The sequence below is a fragment of the Hwanghaeella grinnelliae genome, assembly GCF_004005845.1.
In the GTDB taxonomy this organism is placed as follows: domain Bacteria; phylum Pseudomonadota; class Alphaproteobacteria; order UBA8366; family Aestuariispiraceae; genus Hwanghaeella; species Hwanghaeella grinnelliae.
Genome location: NZ_SADE01000001.1, coordinates 2196263 through 2216095, shown reverse-complemented (window position 1 = coordinate 2216095; position 19833 = coordinate 2196263). Strand labels below are relative to the sequence as shown.

Here is a 19833-nt window from a genome sequence, read left to right as displayed (position 1 = left end):
ATGAGCGCGCTTATGGTTCCATGGACGGTACCGCAGGCGTCTGTCTGATCGGCACTGGTGGTTTCGCCGCTTCCGTGGACACAATTGTGCGAGTTTCCCCCTATGCCCTGTCTCAGCCGTTCTCCTAAGTTTTTGTTGGTGCTGCTCTTTTGGGCCGCGACCGCTTTTCTTGCTCCGCTAGCAACTGCGGCTGAGCCTGCCGATTCCAATATTGCCGGGGCGGTCGCCGATCTGGACCGGTTCGAAGGCCAGTTGAGTTCGGGCAGCACTGTATCGAAGTCGACGGCCAACAGGACGCTGAAACTACTGAAGCTCACCCGCCAGCGGCTCGACGGTTCCGATCACAAGGCCGATCCGTCCTGGACTGAGGCCAATGCACGCTACGAGGCGCTGGTGGCGCAGCTCAAAGCGGTGTTGGATGGTTCCGCCAAGGTACAGTCTGCCCCTCAGTCTTCGGCATCCGGCGCAACGACATCGCCCCCCGCGACGACCGCGCCGAGCACGGGCGAAACCATGATTTCGCAACAGCGTGTCCGCATCAAGAAACTCAAGCGGGATATCGAGAGCCTTTCTCAGACGACGGATCAGAACGGCGCAATGCCGTTTCAGGATGGGGATTACGTGGCGCGACTTGAGCAGCGGGACGCCTATTTTACGGAGCAACTGGCGAAATACGATCAATTCGCCGCCGACCCGGATGTCGAGGCTGCTGCGGGGGCGTTGCAGGTTTTGCGCAACATGATCGCCTTCGGGAAAGATCATGCGGCGAAGGAATTGGCGGCCCTGGGTGACGTTCAGGCGAGGTTGAAAGCCATGGACAATGCCTTCCCCCGCGTGCCCCAGACACCGGCCTATCCTTATCCGGGGAATGCCGTGCCGGAATGGGTGGCATCACTGGCCGAGGTTCGGAAGACGTCGGTGGAGCAGTACAAGGAATTGGCGGAAATCAAGAAACGCGCCTATCTGCCGAACAATCCGGGCACGGTCACTCAAGGGGCGCCCTACGACGCGCAGGATGTCCGACGCCTTGAGCATGGATATGCGGACAATGTCCGGCAGATCGACAGCGAACTGACGACGTTTTCCACCAATATCGATGCGCAGGTGGCTTCGAATATTGGCTCCGTTGAAGCCTTCGAGGCGCTCGATCCCACCACCGAGAAGGGTCAATACCGCTTGTTGGGAGGAAATGCGGAAGAGGATCTTCCGAAAATGCTGAAGGAGCATCGCTGGGTGGCAGCGGTGGCAATGGCGTTCGACAAGATGCTTAAGCGGGAACAGTTGGCGGCGCACAAGCAGGTGTTCGAACGATACAACGCGGCCCTGGAGGCTCTGGAGGCGACGCGTGCGGCGGCACTGGAAAATGTCAGGATGCCGGAGCCGGATTCCGACGATGACGACTTGCTGGAAATCGCCCGGGATACCCTGGCGCGCCCCGACTATGAGGTGGGTGAGGTGAAACGGCTCGTCATCAATGCCGGCCTTCGGCATCTGGAGAAGGAAACCAGCGAGACGGAATTCGACGATGTCGATGTCAGCCTGTCGGGCACGATCACCCTGAAAGGGACGGAGACGACCTATTTCTACGAATGGGACGAATTCCAGGTCGCGACGGCGGAGGCGATGGGCGACAAATTCGTCATCTTCTATTCTACGCTGAAGAAATACAGCCGCGGCGGACCGACGACCCCGTTAAACAAGTGGATCATTGCGCAGCGCATTGAGAGCCTTCCGATCCTTGAGAAGAATATCGGCGAGTAGCGCGGCGCGGGGTTTGTAACCAGCCGGTGCTAGGCTGCGTCGGCGGCCTTGCGCGGCGGTGTTGCGTCCGGTTGGCGTCGGTCGGCGATAGCGGCCAGCTCGTCGGTATGCTGCGTGCCCCATTCGCACAGGTTCCTGAGCGCTTGGGCGAGGCTATTGCCGAACGGGGTGAGGGAATATTCCACCTTGGGCGGGATTTCCCCATGATCCACGCGCAGGACGATTCCGTCGGCCTCCAAATCCTTCAACTGTTGGATCAAGACCTTATCGCTGACCCGCCCGATGGCGCGGCGCAACTCTCCATAACGCCTGGTCTGGTCCACAAGATAGAACACGATCAACGGCTTCCACTTGCCGCCGATGACCGAGAGGACGGCTTCCAAACCGCAATTGAACCGGGTTGTCATTCGAATGGCCTTTCCGTTTTTTTAGGTACTTACCAAATGGTGCATACTGGTAGATAGCAATGCGCATCCACACTTCAACCTCATCATCACTAACCAGATCACAAACGAGGTTGCTGTTATGGGTAAACTGGAAGGAAAGATTGCCGTCGTCACAGGGGGCAACAGTGGAATCGGACTGGCTGCGGCCAAACGGTTCGTTGCGGAAGGCGCGCATGTCTACATCACCGGACGGCGTCAGGACGAACTGGAAAAAGCTGTCGCGGAAATCGGCTCCGCGGTGACCCCGGTTCAAGGTGATGTCACGCGGCAAGAGGATTTGGACCGTTTGATCGAGACCGTCCGGGCAGGGCATGGACGCATTGACGTCTTGTTCGCCAATGCCGGTCTGGCACAGTTGGAGCCATTGGGGCAGATCACCGAAGCCTCCTTCGATTTGACCTTCGGCGTGAACGTGAAGGGCGTGGTCTTCACCGTGCAAAAAGCCTTGCCGCTGATGCAGGCGGGCGCCTCTGTGATCCTCACCGGGTCGACCACCGGGTCGATGGGAACCCCGGCCTTCAGTGTTTACAGCGCGACGAAGGCGGCGGTTCGCAACCTGGTGCGCAGTTGGGCGCTTGACCTGAAAGGCACCGGCATTCGTGTCAATGTTCTGTCGCCGGGCGCAACATCCACGCCGGGCCTTCACGGGGTTGCGGCGGCGGTTGGCGACAACGTGCTGTACGACGCCTTGATCGAACAGACACCGGCGGGGCGGATTGCGGAACCCGCGGATGTCGCGAATGTGGCGCTTTTCCTCGCATCGGATGAAAGCGCGGTCATGACCGGAAGCGAGGTCTTCGCGGATGGCGGTTTGGCGCAGGTTTGAGGTCCCGGGGAAGGGCGCGACTATCGCCGCGCCCTTCCATCCCGCCCGCGGGCATGGCCGCCGGCAGTTGTGCCTTCGAGCATAGCTTCCTATTGGTCTGCGCGACCCGGATTATCAACGAGGTGAGCGACATCAACTGCGTGGTTTGCAACCGCACATTCAAACCGTTGCCATGATAGAGCGGGAGTAGCTTCTGCAGTTTCATCAGCAACAGATTTATCACACGTCATGTTTTTTGCCGCACTTACGAAGCTATTGTCTTTGAGCGTCGATGCCAAAACGCTACGGTTCAACCGTGTTAAACCTAGCGTGGATACGTTAGATGTATGTACCAATAAACTACAGCACTACGGATGCTATTCGCCCTACTAACAAATGCATAATATAAGGCTAACAACTTAACCAACGGAGGTGCGAGATGAAATCTTATGACGAATTGAAAGCTGAAATGGAAGCGATCCAAGAGCAGATGGTTGAAGCTAAGAAGAACGAACGTGCGAACGCTCTGAAAGAAGTAAAGCGTCTTTGCAAGGAGTTTGGTTTTACGGCTGGCATGCTGAAAGGCTCTCTTGCTGCAGGTAGGAAAACAAAAGAAAAGTAAAGCTCGGCAAAAAATAAATTGATAAACGCAGGATTGTTAACTTGAAGTATCGCGCTGAAATTGATGGATTGCGAGCCCTGGCTGTCGTCCCCGTAATACTCTTCCATGCTGGATTTGAACTGTTTGGTGGAGGTTTTGTAGGCGTTGATGTGTTCTTTGTAATTAGTGGTTACTTGATTACCACAATTCTAGTTGAAGACATCGAGAATAAACGATTCAGTATTGCTAAATTCTATGAGAGACGTGCACGACGAATTTTGCCAGCACTTTTTTTTGTAATCCTTGTGTGCATCCCTTTTGCTTGGATGTGGATGCTGCCCACCCAGATGAAAGACTTTTCGCAAAGTCTTGTTGCAGTCAGCTTGTTCGCATCAAATATACTGTTTTGGCGCGAGAGTGGCTATTTTGATGCTGCTGCGGAAGAAAAACCTTTGCTGCATACATGGAGCTTAGCAGTTGAGGAACAATACTATGTGTTGTTTCCTATCTTATTAATTTTCGCCTGGAGATTTGGAAAGAACAGAGTGTTTTGGATGATTGTTGTAATGGCAACAATCAGCTTGTTACTGAGCGAATGGGGTTGGCGTAACACAGAAATTGCTAACTTCTATCTTGCACCTACGCGAGCTTGGGAACTGTTTTCCGGTTCTATCGCAGCGTTCTTAGTACAGAAAAATGGGGTGAAGAAAAATAGTTTCTTAGCATTATTTGGCTTAGCTATAATCGTCTTTTGTATATTTTTTTACGATGAGGAAATCCCATTCCCTAGCCTGTACGCGTTAGTGCCTGTGTTTGGTGTTGTTCTTCTTATTCTCTATGCGGATAGGGAAACACTTGCAGCAAAAATACTAAGTTCAAAGGCATTTGTTGGCATTGGTTTAATAAGTTATTCGGCCTATCTCTGGCATCAGCCTCTATTTGCGTTCGCAAGAATAAGATTGTTAGATCATCCACCAGAAGCATTGATGTTAACCCTTAGCTTAACTTCTTTAGTGTTGGCATATTTGAGTTGGAAGTATATTGAAATTCCTTTTAGAAATCGCAATAAGGTAAGTCGAAAGCTAGTGTATACATCGTCAATGATTATGCTTTTTATTCCTTTTGGTTTGGGTCTTTATGGTCATTTCGCAAACGGCTTTGAGAATAGAATTGCATCATGGGAATACTTACGAAGCATTCCTGTTGTTGGAGACACCTATTGTCACAATGAAGGAAGGCGCTCGGAAGCTCAGCTAAGAGAGAATAATTTCTGTATTATAGGCGATGGTTCTTTGGAGATTGCGATAATAGGCGACTCTCATGCTGGAGCGCTATTTGATGCGGCAAATGATTTTCTAATCAGTAAAAATAGATCTGCTCTTGCAGTTAGTGGCGGATACTGTGCGCCGTTGTTGAACGGTTTTTCAGATTCTAGAGGCGATTGTGCTGAAACTATCCAAACAGCAATTAATCATGCTATCGCATCTGAAAATATATCGACTATTATAATTGCTGCCGAATGGGCTAATTACACTACAGGTTACAGGGGCAATGACAAGCCAAGACTTTGGGCTGATAATTTAGGACGCGCAGAATCGCCATCTGATAATATCGAGTTGTTTAAACGCTCATTTGCTAACACCTTCGAAACGCTTTCAGCATCGAACAAGAGAGTAATAATTATAGAGCCAGTGCCTGAGTTTCACTACTATGCTCACGATTGGGTTGGCCGTAGGTTACTATTCAGTCAAGAGGAGCCGATTAGAGAAGCGGTACGATCTTTGCCGTCAATATCAGTGTCGGAATATGATGAGCGGAACCAGGCAGTATTTTCGGTATTTAATAGACACTCGTCGCCAAACGTAAGCTATGTGAATACGAAAAGCCTATTTTGCGATGAAGATAAATGCTATCAATATAATGAAGACGGACTTGTTTTGTATTCTGATTTTAATCATGTGAACTACCATGGAGCCCAAAAAATTATTAGAGCTGTATCGTCTTTTTTCAATCGTTAGTAAGTTGCACAAATTTTGACGAAGGCACGTAGTTACACATGAAAGCTGCTACGAGAACACATGGAAAAAGCAACTCACGTCGTGCCTAACAAACTTCAGAAGGTTCGCATGGAATAGCTAGGCTAGAAGAACTAGCTGTTCCGTTAAAACATGTGAAAATATGCCAAATTTGCAGCCTTCTTTGTTCTGGTGTTCGAGGCGTGAGGCAAGATTCACGGCGTCGCCTTAAACTGAATAGCTGAGCTTTCTGTTGGAATCGATCGAACGCCGAATGAACCTTTGCGACCAACAACGTAACCTTGTCGCGAACAGTTTGATCTTCCCTGACAGTCAGTCTTCGGCCGCCGTCAACCGCCCTGCTGAATACTTTGCCATTCCCTTTTTCCGGGGATCCACCAGGGAATGGACCGTTCCCAACCAGCCACTTCCTGGTCGATCAACCGTCGAAATGCCGATGACAGCGGCGCGGGTTGGAAGGTGACAGCATCGCAGCTCGACGAAAAATCCAGTCCTGCTTCGCTGCTCAAGAGCTTACTCGCATTGCTGGGCACAATCTTGATCATTTGCTTGCTGCTTTCGGGCGATAGAAAGAAACCGGCACTGAGATCGGCGTTGATGTGCTGGCCGAGCTTGGTGCTGCAGAAACCTGTCTTCAGTGCGGCCTTGTTTATGTAGACGTCGACCTTTTCCGGCATTCTCGGTGGGCCTGGATAGGGTCTGAACTCCATCAGTAATGCGCAGTTGAGGTCGGGGAAATAGATCAATCCGTACAGTTCGGTCCCGCGGTGCGCTGTCCGGGTCATCAACTCTGCCTTCCGCCCATGAAACACTCCTTTCCAAAAGCCTGCTAAGGACGGATGTTTGGCGATCTTGCGCCGGGTGTCTTCCGGGATTGGCCCGTAATTGTTGTCCAGCTCCTTCACGGCGCAGGAAAGGGCCTTTACCCTCTGCTTTTCTTCATCGCGTATGCGCCACCTCTCTAACGCGCGGGCATGGGCCACCTTGTTCGCTGCATGAATGCGGGCGCGATTCCGTGCTTCAATTTGGGATTCCTTGGCGGCCTTGTTCTAAAGCGCCTGCATCATGCGCTGCGCGTTTTCGTTTTTCAGAGGTTTCAGACCGAATTCGAAGCGGCGGAAATTCTCGTGCATGGTCATGCCGGACGCATTGTCGCAATGCGGCTGGACATTCATTTCCATAATCTTGGCGCGGAACTCGCGTTCGGCCACGACATTGACGATAGATCCGAAATCGAAGGGGTTCGACTGACTCAGCGTACGGCCGATGGCCCCGACGCTTGCCGCGGTGAGGGCGTCTGACCTTATCCGGTCGTGTTTTTTGAAACTGTCGACAAATTCAGTCTCGACAGCGGTTTCATACCTGTCCTCGAAACTGCCGTTCTTGTACACTTCCGTGACGAACCGCGTCCCGCTCTTGATCCGATGTCTGCAATGGGCCGAATAGGCGCTGACATATTCGTAGAAGATCTGAGAGTAATGGACGTCCTTTTTGCCCCGGTCGAATTCCCCGGCGAAGATGAGCCGAACCGTCTCGACCATCGCTTCGACCGAGCTTTTTTTGCGCAAACATCCTGAATAATTGTTTTTTGAACACGCGGCGCAATGCGAACGGCCCAGTGCGACCTTGAGGGCGTAACTGTTGGCAGGGGCGCTGAAGTCCTCACCTTTTTCAAACAAGGTAAAGAAGTCGTTGGAGTACCGGGGCCAATCCTGAAGCGTCAGCAGATTTCTGTAATACTCGTTCTGACAGCGGCACACAAAGAGTGTCCCGCTTGTGCCCCAAGATATCCTGATAGGCCTCGCAAGCGTATTGAATGTCATTTTCCAATTCGGCGGTTATTGGAGAGGTAGACTGTGGCTTGGATGCCTGTGCCGCGGCGCCTTGATGTAGGACGAGAGTGCACATGAGAAAGAGCGAAACCAGAACAAACCCATTTTTCATGCCGTCTCCCTAAAACGCCCTTGGTTTTGCCTATCATACTGTAATCACTTTCAGAATACCTTGCGCGTTGGTGGCATTGAAACTGAACAATTTGGAAAATCAGTCTGTACATCGCGCTTCTGGGCGAGGAGGCTATGACCTGTTGTCTGGAGAAGTGCTGAAGACAGAAGGCAGGCTGCGGCAACTTGATGGTCCATGACTGCGCCTCAAAACCACCTGGTACGACGGAGTGGGCCGAGGCTTTTGGCGGCGCACTAGGAAATCTCGGTTGGTTTTAGTGTGTAGACGCCGATTTTTGTGGACTTGCCTCTAAGGGCGAATTCACCGGCGAGTGCCAAGTCGTAGCTCTTTGTCAGTTCGGCGTGGGTCGTTTCAGACACCAGCAGCCGTGTGCCGAGTTCCTTGTTCAGATGTTCCAGGCGAGAGGCAAGATTGACGGCGTCGCCATGCACCGTATAGCTGAGCCTTTCGTCGGAACCGACCGCGCCACCGATGACTTCGCCGGTATGAATTCCGATGCGCGCCCGCAACGGGATCCCGGAGAATGTTCGTGCTTGAATGGCATTCATCATCTCGATCGCCGCGGAGACGGCGTTGTCCGCATGCAACGGATCGGCGACCGGCACATTGAATGTGACCAGGATGGCGTCTCCCTGGAACTGATTGACCACGCCGCCATATCTGTCGATTGGCTGGACCGCTTCCGTGAAGTATTCGTTCAACATTCGGAACACCGTTTCCGGTGCCTGGTTCTCGGCAATCTGTGTGAAGTTCTCGATGTCGGCGAACAGGATGGTCGCGGTTCGCAATTGAGGTTCGAGAGCACCTCGGTTTTCCAGCAATGTGCTGGCGACCTTTCGCGGGACGAAGCGTCCGAAGGTCTCCCGGATAAACTCGCGCTCGCGCAATCCCTCGATCATCTCGTTGAACCGCTCCGCTAGAACGCCAAGTTCGTCCCCGGACAATACCGGCGCAGACACGCCGAGCTGCCCCTGGCGAAGGCTTTGCATCGTCAAGGTCAGGGCATCCATCGGGCGCAGAAGGCTGCGGGTCACGAAAACAAGGGACACCGCGACCAAAAAAGCCGATGCGATCAAATCGAGGAAGATCGTCTGATCCACGGACAGGCCCTGCGCTGCGCGCAATGGGCGAAATATGCTGAGGTCGAACGCGATCAGCAGGCTGGGCATGAAGGCGGCTACCAACATCGCGGCCACCAATTTGTACAGGATGCGCCCGTTTAGCGCCCGCATGTGCAGACCGCGTGCGGCAAGTTGTCGTTTAAGGTCCAACGAAAAATCGTTGATCAGGAAATAGATGTAGAAGGCGTAATAGACCGCATAAACGAAGACGAACCAGATCAGACCGGAAACAAGCACTTTGGTCGGAATGGTCTCAGTCGGGATGTCGCTCGGCATGAAAATTCCCAGCGCAAAAGCGGAACCACAGTAGATCGCGGTGCACAGAACGACCCAGAGACTTGCGAGACGGGGAAGAGACTCAACGCGTTCCAGAACCGTTTCACTGCCTTCTCCGTGGTCCAAAAACCGTTGGATTGGCCGGAAAAGCCACCAGGCGCCGCCAATATTGAGAAGACCGAGGGAGAACAGATTGACCGCTAAATCGTATCCAAGCACATCGATCCGGCCCGAAATGACAATAAGGATCCCTGTGATGGCGAAGTCGACGAGAACCAAGCTTCCCATGGATGCTAGAAAACGAACTCTCATTAAATGCCTGTTCCCACCACTGCCAAACAGGCTGTTATACGGAAACGAACCTGACTTCGATCATTGCCCCTGATCGGCTTCGGCGCTGTCCTACCCCCGGCATTGAATTATTGGCTGGGACATGGTCTGAAACTGGGCACGTGCCAGGGCGTTGTTTTAGACGGTGAGGGGGGCTTCGCGTGGCTGTAGAGATTGTCCGGTCCCGGACAGGCTTACGGGACATTGTCGCCGGTTGGCGCATGCAGGGACTGCGTGTTGGTGTCGTCCCCACCATGGGCGCGTTGCATGACGGGCATTTGAGCCTCGTCCGTGCGGCGCTTGCGGATACCGACCGCGTGATCGTTACGCTTTTCGTCAATCCGAAACAGTTCAACAGCGCCGCCGATCTCGCCGCTTATCCAAGGACAGAGAACGAGGACGCGGCCAAGTTGGAACCGCTCGGCGCACATGTCCTTTACGTGCCGGATGGGGAACAGATGTACCCACCAGGATTCGCGACCACGGTGTCGGTCGAAGGAGTTTCGGAAGGTCTTTGCGGCGCGCATCGCCCCGGGCATTTCGACGGCGTGTCGACGGTCGTCACCAAGCTACTTTTGCAGACAGCCGGCGATTTCGCTTATTTTGGGGAAAAGGATTTTCAGCAATTGCAGCTGGTGCGGCGCCTCGCCACCGATCTGGATATCCCAACGCAGATCCTCGGTTGCCCGACAATCCGGGAGGAGGACGGGTTGGCCCTGTCTTCCCGCAACGTGCAACTCAGCGCGGCGGAGCGCGCAATCGCCCCGGCCCTGGCCCAGGCGCTGTTCGCGGCGGCGGACAGGATTGCGAACGGCGCCCCCGTCATCGAGGAGATCGAAAAGGCGCGGACCCGCATTGTCGCCGCGGGATATGCCGAGGTCGAATATCTGGAACTGCGCGGTGAAGACGACCTTCAGCCAATGACCGCGCTGGACCGCAACGGTCGTCTACTCGTCGCCGCCAAACTGGGCGCGACCCGCTTGATCGACAATGTACCGGTGGCCTATCCGGGTGATTGATCCTGGACGGCAGGGCAGGTCAGATCGCGCCGGCCGCCCGCAGCTTGTCGAAATCCACGCGGTCTATGCCCAATTCGGCAAGTACGCTTTCGGTATCGTCACCCAAGCCTGGGGGCGGGGTTCGCGGTGCGACGGCTTCGCCATTGGCCCGGAAACTCATCGAGGGTAAATGCACCGGCGCATCGTGACCGCCGATCTGCATTTCGTTCATCAACCCGCGCGCCGCGATTTGCGGTTCCGCCAGGGTTTCGTCGAGCGAGCGGACCTTCGCGGCGGGAACCTCCGCTTTCTCCAGCAGGGTTTCCCATTCCGATGCGGTGCCGCCCAGGAAAGTGCAGCTCAGTGTTTCGCGTAGGCTCGGGCCGTTTTGCTTTCGTGTTGCCGGGGTTTGCCAGCGCGGATTCTCCAGAATGTCTTTTCGGCCAATGGCATTGCAGAGCTTGCGGAACTGGGCATCGTTGTTGGCGGCAAGCATCAACACGCCTTGCGCCGTTTCGAATGCGCCGGAGGAGGGGCTGGCGCTCCAAGCCTCGTTGCCGTTCTGCGCCGGCATCCAACCCCCGGAAAGATGCTGGGTCATCAGCGACGCCATTAGCATCAAGGCGGTATCCAGCATGGCGACATCGACCTGAACGGCCTCGCCGGTGCGTTGCACCTCCATCAATCCCGCCATAACCGCCATGGCCGCGTTCATTCCGGTCGCAAAATCCACGTAGGGCGCGCCGACCTTGGTCGGGCCGCCGCCCGGCTTGCCGGTGGTCAGCATGATCCCGCACATGCCCTGAATGACATGGTCATAGGCGGGACGGGGACTCATCGGGCCGTTCTGGCCGAAGGCGGAAATCGAGCAATAGACGATATCTTCCCGCAGGGCGCGCACATCTTCGAACCCGAATCCAAGGCGCTCGGCCACGCCGGGCTTGAAATTTTCGACGAAGACATTGGCGGACGCGATCAGCTTGCGTGCAATCGCCTTTCCGTCCGGTGTCTTCAGATTGATCGTCACCGATTTCTTGCCGCCGTTCTGGGTCAGGAAATTCAATGCCATGCCTTGATCGGCCAGTTCCGGCGTCAGGCCTGTGCGGCGGGTCCAGTCCCCTTCGCCGGGTTTTTCGATCTTGATGACCTCGGCCCCCATAAGGGCCAACAGATAGGTCGCGTAGGGACCGGCTAGAACCTGGCTTAAGTCGACGACGCGCATGCCTTTAAGAGGTTGGAACATCTGGCTTCCGATAACAGTGGTGAAAAGTGGGGTAGAGGAAGATCGCCGCCGTGGGGCCCTTCGGGCGCATTTGTGGCGCCTGCGGGCACCCACGGCAGCGGTCATGACGGGTTAGTTGGAAATCAGACCGGCCCGCTGCATGATCCCCTTGTTCTTGGCGTAACTGTCCCGCATTTCCTTATTCGCTGCGTCGACACCGAAATACTTGATCGGTATGTTGGCCGCTTCGGTGATTTTCGCGAATTCCGCATCGGTTTCCGCCGCCTTCAACGCGCCCGCCAACCGGTCCAGGATTGGACGAGGGGTTCCTTTTGGCAGGATCAGCGTGGTGCGTGAATCCATGCCCAACGGATAGCCTTCCTCTTCGATTGTCGGGACGTCGGGGGCGGAGGTATGCCGGAAAGTGGTCAGCGCGGAGACCGTCTTCAATTCATCCGGATAGCGGTAGTGAATGCCGCCGGAAAAGGCGAGGGCGACCTGATTGCCCAACAAGGCGTTGATCATCTCGCTGCCGCTCTTCAAGGGTACGATGTTAACATCCAATCCGTTCTGCTTGGCGATTTCGGTAATATAGAGCCGCGCTTCCGGGCTGAGTGCCCCATAACTCGATCCCGGGTTTTTCTTCGCCCAGTCGACATATTCCGTGATCGTGTTGAAGGGCCGATCTTTCTGCGTCGCCATCCCGACCTGATAGGCGGTGATCATGCCCGCATATTCGAAGTCCTCGGGCGTGTAATTAACCTGTTCCATGATGAAGGGCGCGGAGTTGATCACCGAGTTGGAATGGAACAGCATGGTGTATCCATCGGGCTTGGCCTTGGCGATGTCGCGCGCCGCAACGGCGCCGCCGGCGCCCGGCTTGTTCACCACATTGATGGGAACGCCCAATTCGCCGGCCATTACCTTCGCCGTCGCGCGGGCAACAAGGTCGGTCTGACCGCCTGCGCCGTATCCGACCAGCATCGTGATCGGTCCGGTCGGGTAGTCGGCGGCCAGGGCTGTGTGACCGAACCCGACCGCGCCGAGCAACCCAGCCGCGACGAAGTGAAGTAACCCCCGTTTCGTGATCGTGTACATTTTTATTCCTCCCATTTGGTTTTTAACTATTTGTTGGAACATGTTTTTCCGGTGTCTGACCGGCACTGGCATGCCGTTCGCCCGCCGCCGGACCTTTGCCGCGCCCGATCCACCAGACGATCGCCACGGTAAGCAAAATGAAGACGACCGCGATCGGATGCTTCGACAGGTTCATCGCGTTGTGGTCGAGCAGTTGCAGGCTCTGCCGAAAGCTCAGCTCCAAATTTGGCCCGATGACGAAGCCGATCAGGAACGTGACGAAGGAGAAGTCGAGCTTGCGGGCGAAGAACCCGATCACGGTGAAGAACAACATCACGTAGATCGAAAAGACGCTGCTGGTTTCCATATAGGCGCCGACCGTGCAGAGCAGCAGGACACCGGGGATGATCAGCCTGAGCGGCGCTTTGATGACCTGCGCGAAAAGGCGTTGTCCGGTATAGCCGACGATCAACAGGATCACGCTGGCGCAGAGCATCGCCGCATAAACATCGGCGACCAGACGCGGCTGCTGCTGGAACATCAGCGGGCCGGGCGTTAGCCCGTGCAGGATGAAGGCGGCGATCAGGATGGCGGCAATCACGCTGCCCGGAATGCCCAGCGCGAAAAGGGGGATAAGGCTGGATGGAACAACCGCGTTGTCCGCGCTTTCCGCGGCGGCCACGCCTTCGATCATGCCGGTGCCGTATTTCTCCGGCGTCTTCGATGCCTTTCTGGTCGCCCCATAGGACAGGAAGGACCCGACACTGGCGCCAAGGCCAGGCAGGATGCCGACCACGCTGCCGATCAATGTGCCCCGGGCGATGACCGGCAGGCAGCGCCGCCATTCCGATGCCAGGACGACCCGATCATTGCGCGATGCGCCGTCGGTGATCCGCGCGCCTTCGCTGTCCAGAACCTTCACATTGCCGGCCTGAACCGCCATCTCCGCGACCGCCAGCATGCCGATGGCCATCGGGACAAGCGCGATGCCGTCTTCCAGTTCCAACAGGCCGAAGGTCATGCGCGAAACGAAGGTTTCCGATTCCAATCCGATGGTTGCGAAGAAGACGCCCATCGCGCCGGCGATCAGCCCCTTGGTCATGGAATTGCCTGACAGCCCGCCGATGAAGGTGAGGGAGAAAAGCAGGATGGTGCAGATCTCCACCGGCCCGATCAGCAGGGCGTAACGGGCCAGCGGCGCGGCCAGACAGATCAGGACCAAGGTCGATACGAAGTCCCCGATCACCGATGCGAACAGCCCCATCTTCAAGGCCTTCTGCGCCTTGCCTTGCCGGGCCAACGGATAGCCGTCCAACGCCGTCGGGGCGGAGGAAGGTTCGCCCGGCGTGTTCAGCAGAATGGCCGAAACAGCGCTTCCCGCCGCACTTCCCTTGGCAATGCCGATCAGCATGCCGAGCGCCGCGACCGGCCCCAGATAGAATGTCAGCGGAATGCAGACCGCGACGCCGGTTGCCTTGCCCAGTCCCGGAAGCGCGCCCAGCACATAGCCCAGCGTGACGCCGACCGCGACCCATATCAACGTGGCCGGGTGCAAGACATCCTGAAAGCCGATGAGGAGGTCGCTCATACGATGCCCGTCCCCAAGACCTTATAGAACAGGAACCAAATCGCCGTCAGCAGGCCCGTGGGCATGGCGATCAGCACCAGGGGCCGCCGCTCGCCCAGCGCCAAAAGGGCGCCGATGACGATGACGGCGCCGGCGGCCAGGGGCGAAACCAGCAAATAGAGCAGGATGGCGGCGCCAAAGATCACACCGATCGTGACCAGGGCGCGGATCTCGCCCCGTGAGATTGGCGCGACAGAGTCGTCCGCCGTCGCTTTCGCGCGGATGTTGTTGATGACCAGAAGCAGCGACAGGGCAATCACCACGCCCATCATCATGCCCGGAACCAGCCGGGGGGACATCATGCCGTCCGGCCCCGGGTTGATCTGCATCGGGATGACAACGGCCAGCATGACCAGACCGAAAATGACCAGAATGACGCCGGAAATGACGTTGGCGCGCCGCATTGATTCCTCCCGCTGTTGCGATTCCGTTCGGGGTTGGTCTTAGCCACTACCGCCGTCGGCCGCACTTATTGCTTTCAGACCTAGACCCGCTTATCGAAAAGAAATAGTCGAAACTTTCTTGAATCTGATAAGAAAATCTTATGTCCTACACGTCCCATCGCCTTGACGGTCTTCGTCTGCGCCATCTTCGACTGCTGGAACTGATTGAAGAACATCGCTCGCTTCGGGCGGTGGGGGAGGTCCTGAACCGCACCCAGCCGGCGGTTTCGCAGATGGTGAAGGATCTTGAATATGCGCTGGGCGCGACCCTGGTTGACCGTTCCGTCCGGGGCGTCGAATTGACGTCGGCGGGAAGATTGGCCCTGCAGCGGGCGCGGTCCGGCCTGGCGTCCCTGCATCAGATGGCCTCGGAACTGAACGCGGACCAGTCGCCAACCCTGCGTGTCGGCACCAACCCGGCCCTGGTCTTTCAGATGCTACCCGCCGCCATGCGCCGATTAGGGACGGAAAATCCCCGGATGCGCTACCAGCTGCAGGCCGGCATTGTCGGTGACATGCTGGACGCCCTGTGGGACGGGGACCTGGATTGTTACGTAGGGAGCATCGATTGGGACCGGATTCCCCGCGACATGCTGCCGGTTCTGCGGCATGACCCGCTGATCCAGACGGATCTGGTTCTCGCCTGTTCCGTGAAACATCCGCTGGCGGACAGGACGGATGTAACGATGGCGGAACTTGTCGAATGGTCCTGGGTGCTGCCGCCGGCGGACAGCAATAACCATATCGCGCTGGAAACCGCGTTCCGGAACCATGGTGTTGCCGGGCCCACTCCAATTGTCGAATGCGCAGCGGGCCCAAGTGCGCAGATGATTCTGGCGCGTGAGTTGGACGCGCTGACTTTGGTGCCGAGGCTTATGTTCGACGCGCCCGTCCTGACCGGCGAATTGCGGGTGCTGGACATTCCTGCCTTGAAGCTGCCGCCGATCCAGATAGGGTTCCTCACCCTGGCCGAGCATGAACAGATGGCGGCGGTGCATCTGCTGCGCCAAGCCTTGCGCAAGACCGCGTCGCAGTTCGGGCAGGCAGAGATTCAATCGTGATTGACGGGGTATCGGTGGCATGAAAATTCGCGACTTCGGCGTCGAAATCTGGATGAACCGGTATGAGAACCATTGCGAATTGAACCTGGCGGAAACCTGCGTTCAGTCCCTGACAGTCGCGGAATTGCTGGAAATGGCGGGCAAGACCGAGACCATCCTGGACGAGATCCTGCCAATGCAACTGACCTATGGCGCGATCGAGGGCAGCGACCGGCTGCGCGCGCTTGTCGCCGGGCTCTACGAGAACCAAAAGCCGGAGAACGTGGTCTCAACCCATGGCACCATCGGCGCGAACGCCCTGGTTCATGAAACCTTGGTGGAACCGGGTGACCGGGTGATTTCCGTCCTGCCAACCTATCAGCAGCACTATTCCATCCCGGAAAGCTACGGCGCGGACGTGCATATCCTGAAGCTGACGGAAGCGACCGGCTTCCTGCCCAACCTGGAAGAATTGAAACGCCTGGCAGCGCCCGGCACCAAGCTGATCGCGATCAACAACCCGAACAACCCGACCGGTTCGCTGATGGACCGCGCCTATCTGGAACAGGTAGCGGCGATCGCGCGCGCCTGCGACGCCTGGGTCCTGTGCGACGAGGTTTATCGCGGCACCGACCAGGACGGGGAGGGAGCGACCGCTTCCATCGTCGATGTCTATGAAAAGGGGATCAGCACGGCCAGCATGTCCAAGGCCTATGCCTTGGCGGGCTTGCGCCTGGGCTGGATCGTCGGGCCGGTGGACCTGCTGCACGCGGTTTCCATCCACCGGGACTACAACACGATCAGCACCGGCATGCTGGACGATCATTTCGCCTGCATCGCGCTGGAGAACCGCGACAAGATTCTGGCGCGCAGTCAGAAGATCAGCCGCACCAATCTCGCGATCCTGTCCGACTGGGTCGAGGGCGAGCCGCTGATCTCCTGGATCAAACCGAAATCCGGCACCACCGCCTTGCTCAAATACGATCTGCCGATGAAGTCCGAAGACTTCTGCGTGAAACTGCTCGACGCCACCGGCGTCATGCTCACCCCTGGCAGCGCCATGGACATGGAAGGTTATCTGCGCATCGGCTACTGCAACGGAACGGACATTCTGCGCGAAGGGTTGAACCGTATGTCGGTTTTCCTGAATGACCGGCAGACCGCCGGATAGGTCCAAGCATCTGAATTCTCTGCCTCGAGAAAGCGAAAAGAGCGGTGCGGCTGGGATGCCGAAAATCAAGTATTCCTAATTTAATGCAGTTATTGAGGAAATAAGTTATCTGAGAAGTATTGGCGCGAGCCTACAATCTGGACTGTCCGTGTTTTAACACAGCATTTTTGACGAAGAACGAGATGTATTCCCAAGAAGGCCAGTCTATACAGGCGGCATGAGAGGGGTCTTGGGGAATCGCATCGCACGCCTGTTGGCGGTCTTGTCTGTCGTGCTGCAGGTGTTCCTGCCGGCGAGCATGGCCTTTGCCGGCGCTGGCGGTTTGGATGCAAAAGCGTTCATTTGCGCTCAACCCGGTAACCCGTCGCCCGGTGCTGAAGCCGCTGCGAAGCTTTTTGCCGATCTGATCGATGGCTCGGCGTCTGACCGGTCTTTTTGGAACGGGCATTGTCCGCTTTGTGCACTGGCGAACGCCCAGCTTGTTCCAGAGCCGGTTTCTGTTTCGGCATTGGTGCATGTGCGGTCTTCGGCGCAGTACTTCATTTTCCGTGTCGATGACCTGGAGGAAACACAGGGGCCGCCGGTCGGTGCCCGTGGGCCGCCGGCTCACAGCTAGGAAAGACCAGTCCGCCAATCCCCGCTTCCGGGGATGTTAGGTGCGCATCCTGCTTGCACCTCTTTCTTTGCGTGAGATCATCATGAAACACGAATTACTCCGCCGCCTCCTGTCCGGAGCGGCACTGGCGATGTTCGCCACCACAGTCCATGCGCAGACCGTCTCCACCACCCAGGCTGAAAAGAAGGACACGGTCCACCTTGAAGCCATCAATGTCGAAGCCACTCAGTCCGCCGTTGAACAGGCACAACAGAAACTCGACCAACGCGCGGGTGGAACCAGCGTGGTGGATGCAGAGGACTTTGAAGACACACGCGCGACCACGCTCAGCGATGTTTTGAAATACGCGCCGGGCGTCTTCGCGGAGACCCGGCATGGCGAGGAAACGCGTCTTTCGATCCGTGGGTCCGGTATCCAGCGTGGTTTCTTGCTGCGGGGGATTCAGCTTTATCAGGACGGTATTCCGTTGAACTTTGCCGATGGGGCAGGGGACTTCCAGGAAATCGACCCGCTGTCGATGCAGTATGCTGAAGTGTGGCGCGGCGGTAATGGCTTGGAATACGGCGCAAGCGCACTTGGTGGTGCGATCAATTTTGTCACCCCGACGGGTCGTACGGCGGAAACCTTGGAAGCGCGGGTCGATGCGGGTTCCTTCGGTCAGCGGCGGGGCCATTTTCAACTGGCCGGCGCGCACGAAGATCTGGATGGCGTCGTTAGTTTTACCGCCGGGAAGCAAGACGGCTGGCGCGACCACTCCGCGACCAGTGGGCGCCGGGTTTCGGCGAATGCAGGCTTGCGCGTCAGTGATACGTTCGAGACGCGCCTTTTCCTGAAATACGTCGATTCCGAACTTGAGATTCCGGGTGCGCTCACCTTGGCGCAATTTAATGCCGACCCCGAACAAGCCCTAACCAATTCCGAAGCGCTGAATGCATCGAATGACTACCAGCTGGGGCGTGCCGCCATACGGTTTTCCTGGGCGCCACGGGAAGGGATCGACCTTACCTCGACGGCCCATTATTCGAAAAAGAACCGGTATCACCCAACTGTGCGCGGCTTGCTGAAGCAAAAAGCGGACAATACCGGCTTGGACTTGCGCGGTGTGTTCGATTTCGCCGAAGGGGATGCGGCCCGGCGGGTCGTCGCGGGTATTTCCGCCGCGCGGTATATCGGGCAGGAGGATCGTTTCACCAATGCCGGCGGGCATCCGGGAACCTTCAACGGACGGACTGAGTTGGATGGGCAAACCTACAGCGCTTATGCGGAATATTCCCATGGTCTGACCGATGCATTGACCGTGCAGGCGGGAACACAGTTCACCGTTGCGAAACGTGAATTGGACAACCTGGCAACGCCGGCGAACAGCTATGATGAGACCTTCGAAGGGTGGAGTCCGAAACTGGGTGCGCTTTACGACCTCGACACCGCAAATCAGCTATTCGCGAATGTAAGCCGCAGTTTCGAACCCTCGCCGTTCGGCGAGGCGCGCGTTCTGCCCGACCTGCCCTTACCGGATGCGCAGGAGGCCGACACCGTCGAACTCGGCTGGCGGCATCGGTCCGGTAAAGCGGCATTCGAAGCAACCGCATACTACTCCATCGTCGACAACGAATTCTTGGCTCTGGTCGATGAGAACGGCGTGTCCCTCGGGACGACCAATGCCGACAGGACGATACATCGCGGATTGGAAGTCGGCGGCAGTTATGCCTTCACCCCCGAAGTCGTTTTCCGGGCCAGCTATCTTTGGAATGACTTTCGTTTCGACGACGATATCTCGTTCGGTGACAACGACATTGCAGGCATTCCGGACCATAGTCTGAATGCGCAACTTGCATGGTCCCCCGCTTCATGGGTCACGGTGACGCCGAAGGTCGAGCTTCGCGGCCGGACCTGGATCGACCATGCCAACACGTCGGAAGCGGCTGGCTTTGCCTTGTTGCATTTGGGTTTGTCCGGCGCCTTGCCGGGGGAGGTGGAATGGTTCCTGGACCTGCGCAACCTGACGGACAAGGAATACATCGCGGGTACGCTGGTTCGGGACAATGTGAATGGCGCGGACAGCGCCAGCTTCTTCCCCGGCGATCCACGGTCGGTCTTTGGTGGCCTTAAGGTGACATTCTGATCGCAGATGACTGACCGTTTGACTTGCGAATAGTTCCCCAGGACCGACCGTTGTTCGGTCCGACCTCGCGGGCGGGTTTCATTCCAGGATGATTCCCGCCCGCTTGTGATTTCAGGGCCTTGCCGTTTTTCCTGTCGCGCACTCCCTCTGGCCCGACTCGTGACCTATGTCTGTAA

The 19833-nt window shown here is 56.7% G+C and carries 17 protein-coding genes; 9 read left to right on the top strand and 8 right to left on the bottom strand.

Annotated elements, in window-relative coordinates:
• The first annotated feature begins 138 nt into the window (after positions 1–138).
• Positions 139–1761 (top strand): hypothetical protein, encoded by a 1623-nt coding sequence (locus EOI86_RS10225; protein WP_127764950.1) that lies wholly within the window; start codon positions 139–141, stop codon positions 1759–1761.
• 29 nt (positions 1762–1790) lie between these two features.
• Here the strand turns inward: EOI86_RS10225 and EOI86_RS10220 are convergent, their stop codons facing one another.
• Entirely contained in the window at positions 1791–2168 is a 378-nt protein-coding gene (locus EOI86_RS10220; protein ID WP_127764949.1) for a winged helix-turn-helix transcriptional regulator, read from the bottom strand.
• Positions 2169–2286: 118 nt separating this feature from the next.
• Here EOI86_RS10220 and EOI86_RS10215 point away from each other — a divergent pair, with 118 nt between their 5' ends.
• From EOI86_RS10215 to EOI86_RS10200, 3 genes are all read left to right on the top strand, one after another.
• Entirely contained in the window at positions 2287–3033 is a 747-nt protein-coding gene (locus EOI86_RS10215) for an SDR family NAD(P)-dependent oxidoreductase (protein WP_127764948.1), read from the top strand.
• A 418-nt stretch (positions 3034–3451) separates the two neighbouring features.
• Positions 3452–3634: an H-NS family nucleoid-associated regulatory protein gene (locus tag EOI86_RS10205; RefSeq protein ID WP_127764946.1), complete on the top strand. Its 183-nt coding sequence runs from the start codon at positions 3452–3454 to the stop codon at positions 3632–3634.
• A gap of 41 nt (positions 3635–3675) precedes the next feature.
• On the top strand, positions 3676–5631 hold the full coding sequence (locus tag EOI86_RS10200; protein WP_161973772.1) for an acyltransferase family protein: 1956 nt from the start codon (positions 3676–3678) through the stop codon (positions 5629–5631).
• Between the two features lie 347 nt (positions 5632–5978).
• Here EOI86_RS10200 and EOI86_RS10195 read toward each other — a convergent pair whose 3' ends face one another.
• The 3 genes from EOI86_RS10195 to EOI86_RS10185 all read right to left on the bottom strand — a co-directional run bounded on the left by EOI86_RS10195 (position 5979) and on the right by EOI86_RS10185 (position 9323).
• The gene (locus EOI86_RS10195) at positions 5979–6632 is read right to left on the bottom strand and encodes a hypothetical protein (RefSeq protein ID WP_127764944.1); all 654 of its coding nucleotides are present in this window, start codon (positions 6630–6632) and stop codon (positions 5979–5981) included.
• Positions 6633–6698: 66 nt separating this feature from the next.
• On the bottom strand, positions 6699–7217 hold the full coding sequence (locus EOI86_RS10190) for a hypothetical protein (protein ID WP_127764943.1): 519 nt from the start codon (positions 7215–7217) through the stop codon (positions 6699–6701).
• Between the two features lie 630 nt (positions 7218–7847).
• On the bottom strand, positions 7848–9323 hold the full coding sequence (locus tag EOI86_RS10185; protein WP_127764942.1) for an adenylate/guanylate cyclase domain-containing protein: 1476 nt from the start codon (positions 9321–9323) through the stop codon (positions 7848–7850).
• Positions 9324–9502: 179 nt separating this feature from the next.
• Here EOI86_RS10185 and panC point away from each other — a divergent pair, with 179 nt between their 5' ends.
• A complete protein-coding gene (gene panC, locus EOI86_RS10180) occupies positions 9503–10360 on the top strand; it encodes a pantoate--beta-alanine ligase (protein ID WP_127764941.1) in 858 nt (285 codons plus the stop codon).
• Between the two features lie 19 nt (positions 10361–10379).
• Here panC and EOI86_RS10175 read toward each other — a convergent pair whose 3' ends face one another.
• The 4 genes from EOI86_RS10175 to EOI86_RS10160 all read right to left on the bottom strand — a co-directional run bounded on the left by EOI86_RS10175 (position 10380) and on the right by EOI86_RS10160 (position 14669).
• Positions 10380–11582 carry a CaiB/BaiF CoA transferase family protein gene (locus EOI86_RS10175; protein ID WP_127764940.1) on the bottom strand — a complete coding sequence of 401 codons (1203 nt, stop codon included), beginning with the start codon at positions 11580–11582 and terminating at the stop codon, positions 10380–10382.
• 111 nt (positions 11583–11693) lie between these two features.
• Positions 11694–12659, bottom strand: a complete 966-nt coding sequence (locus EOI86_RS10170) for a Bug family tripartite tricarboxylate transporter substrate binding protein (protein ID WP_161973771.1) — start codon at positions 12657–12659, stop codon at positions 11694–11696.
• A gap of 22 nt (positions 12660–12681) precedes the next feature.
• Positions 12682–14226: a tripartite tricarboxylate transporter permease gene (locus tag EOI86_RS10165; RefSeq protein WP_127764938.1), complete on the bottom strand. Its 1545-nt coding sequence runs from the start codon at positions 14224–14226 to the stop codon at positions 12682–12684.
• A complete protein-coding gene (locus EOI86_RS10160) occupies positions 14223–14669 on the bottom strand; it encodes a tripartite tricarboxylate transporter TctB family protein (RefSeq protein WP_127764937.1) in 447 nt (148 codons plus the stop codon). Before EOI86_RS10160 ends, EOI86_RS10165 begins: the two co-directional genes overlap by 4 nt.
• 140 nt (positions 14670–14809) lie before the next feature.
• On the opposite strand from EOI86_RS10160, the gene EOI86_RS10155 reads away from it, so the two are divergent.
• The 4 genes from EOI86_RS10155 to EOI86_RS10140 all read left to right on the top strand — a co-directional run bounded on the left by EOI86_RS10155 (position 14810) and on the right by EOI86_RS10140 (position 19657).
• Complete coding sequence (locus EOI86_RS10155) at positions 14810–15769, top strand: LysR family transcriptional regulator (protein ID WP_127764936.1); 960 nt, start codon at positions 14810–14812, stop codon at positions 15767–15769.
• Positions 15770–15788: 19 nt separating this feature from the next.
• Positions 15789–16919, top strand: a complete 1131-nt coding sequence (locus tag EOI86_RS10150; RefSeq protein WP_127764935.1) for an aminotransferase — start codon at positions 15789–15791, stop codon at positions 16917–16919.
• A gap of 229 nt (positions 16920–17148) precedes the next feature.
• On the top strand, positions 17149–17535 hold the full coding sequence (locus EOI86_RS10145; protein WP_161973770.1) for a DUF2946 family protein: 387 nt from the start codon (positions 17149–17151) through the stop codon (positions 17533–17535).
• A 40-nt stretch (positions 17536–17575) separates the two neighbouring features.
• Positions 17576–19657, top strand: coding sequence for a TonB-dependent receptor family protein (locus EOI86_RS10140; protein ID WP_161973769.1), 2082 nt, complete (start codon positions 17576–17578; stop codon positions 19655–19657).
• The last annotated feature ends 176 nt before the right edge of the window (positions 19658–19833 follow it).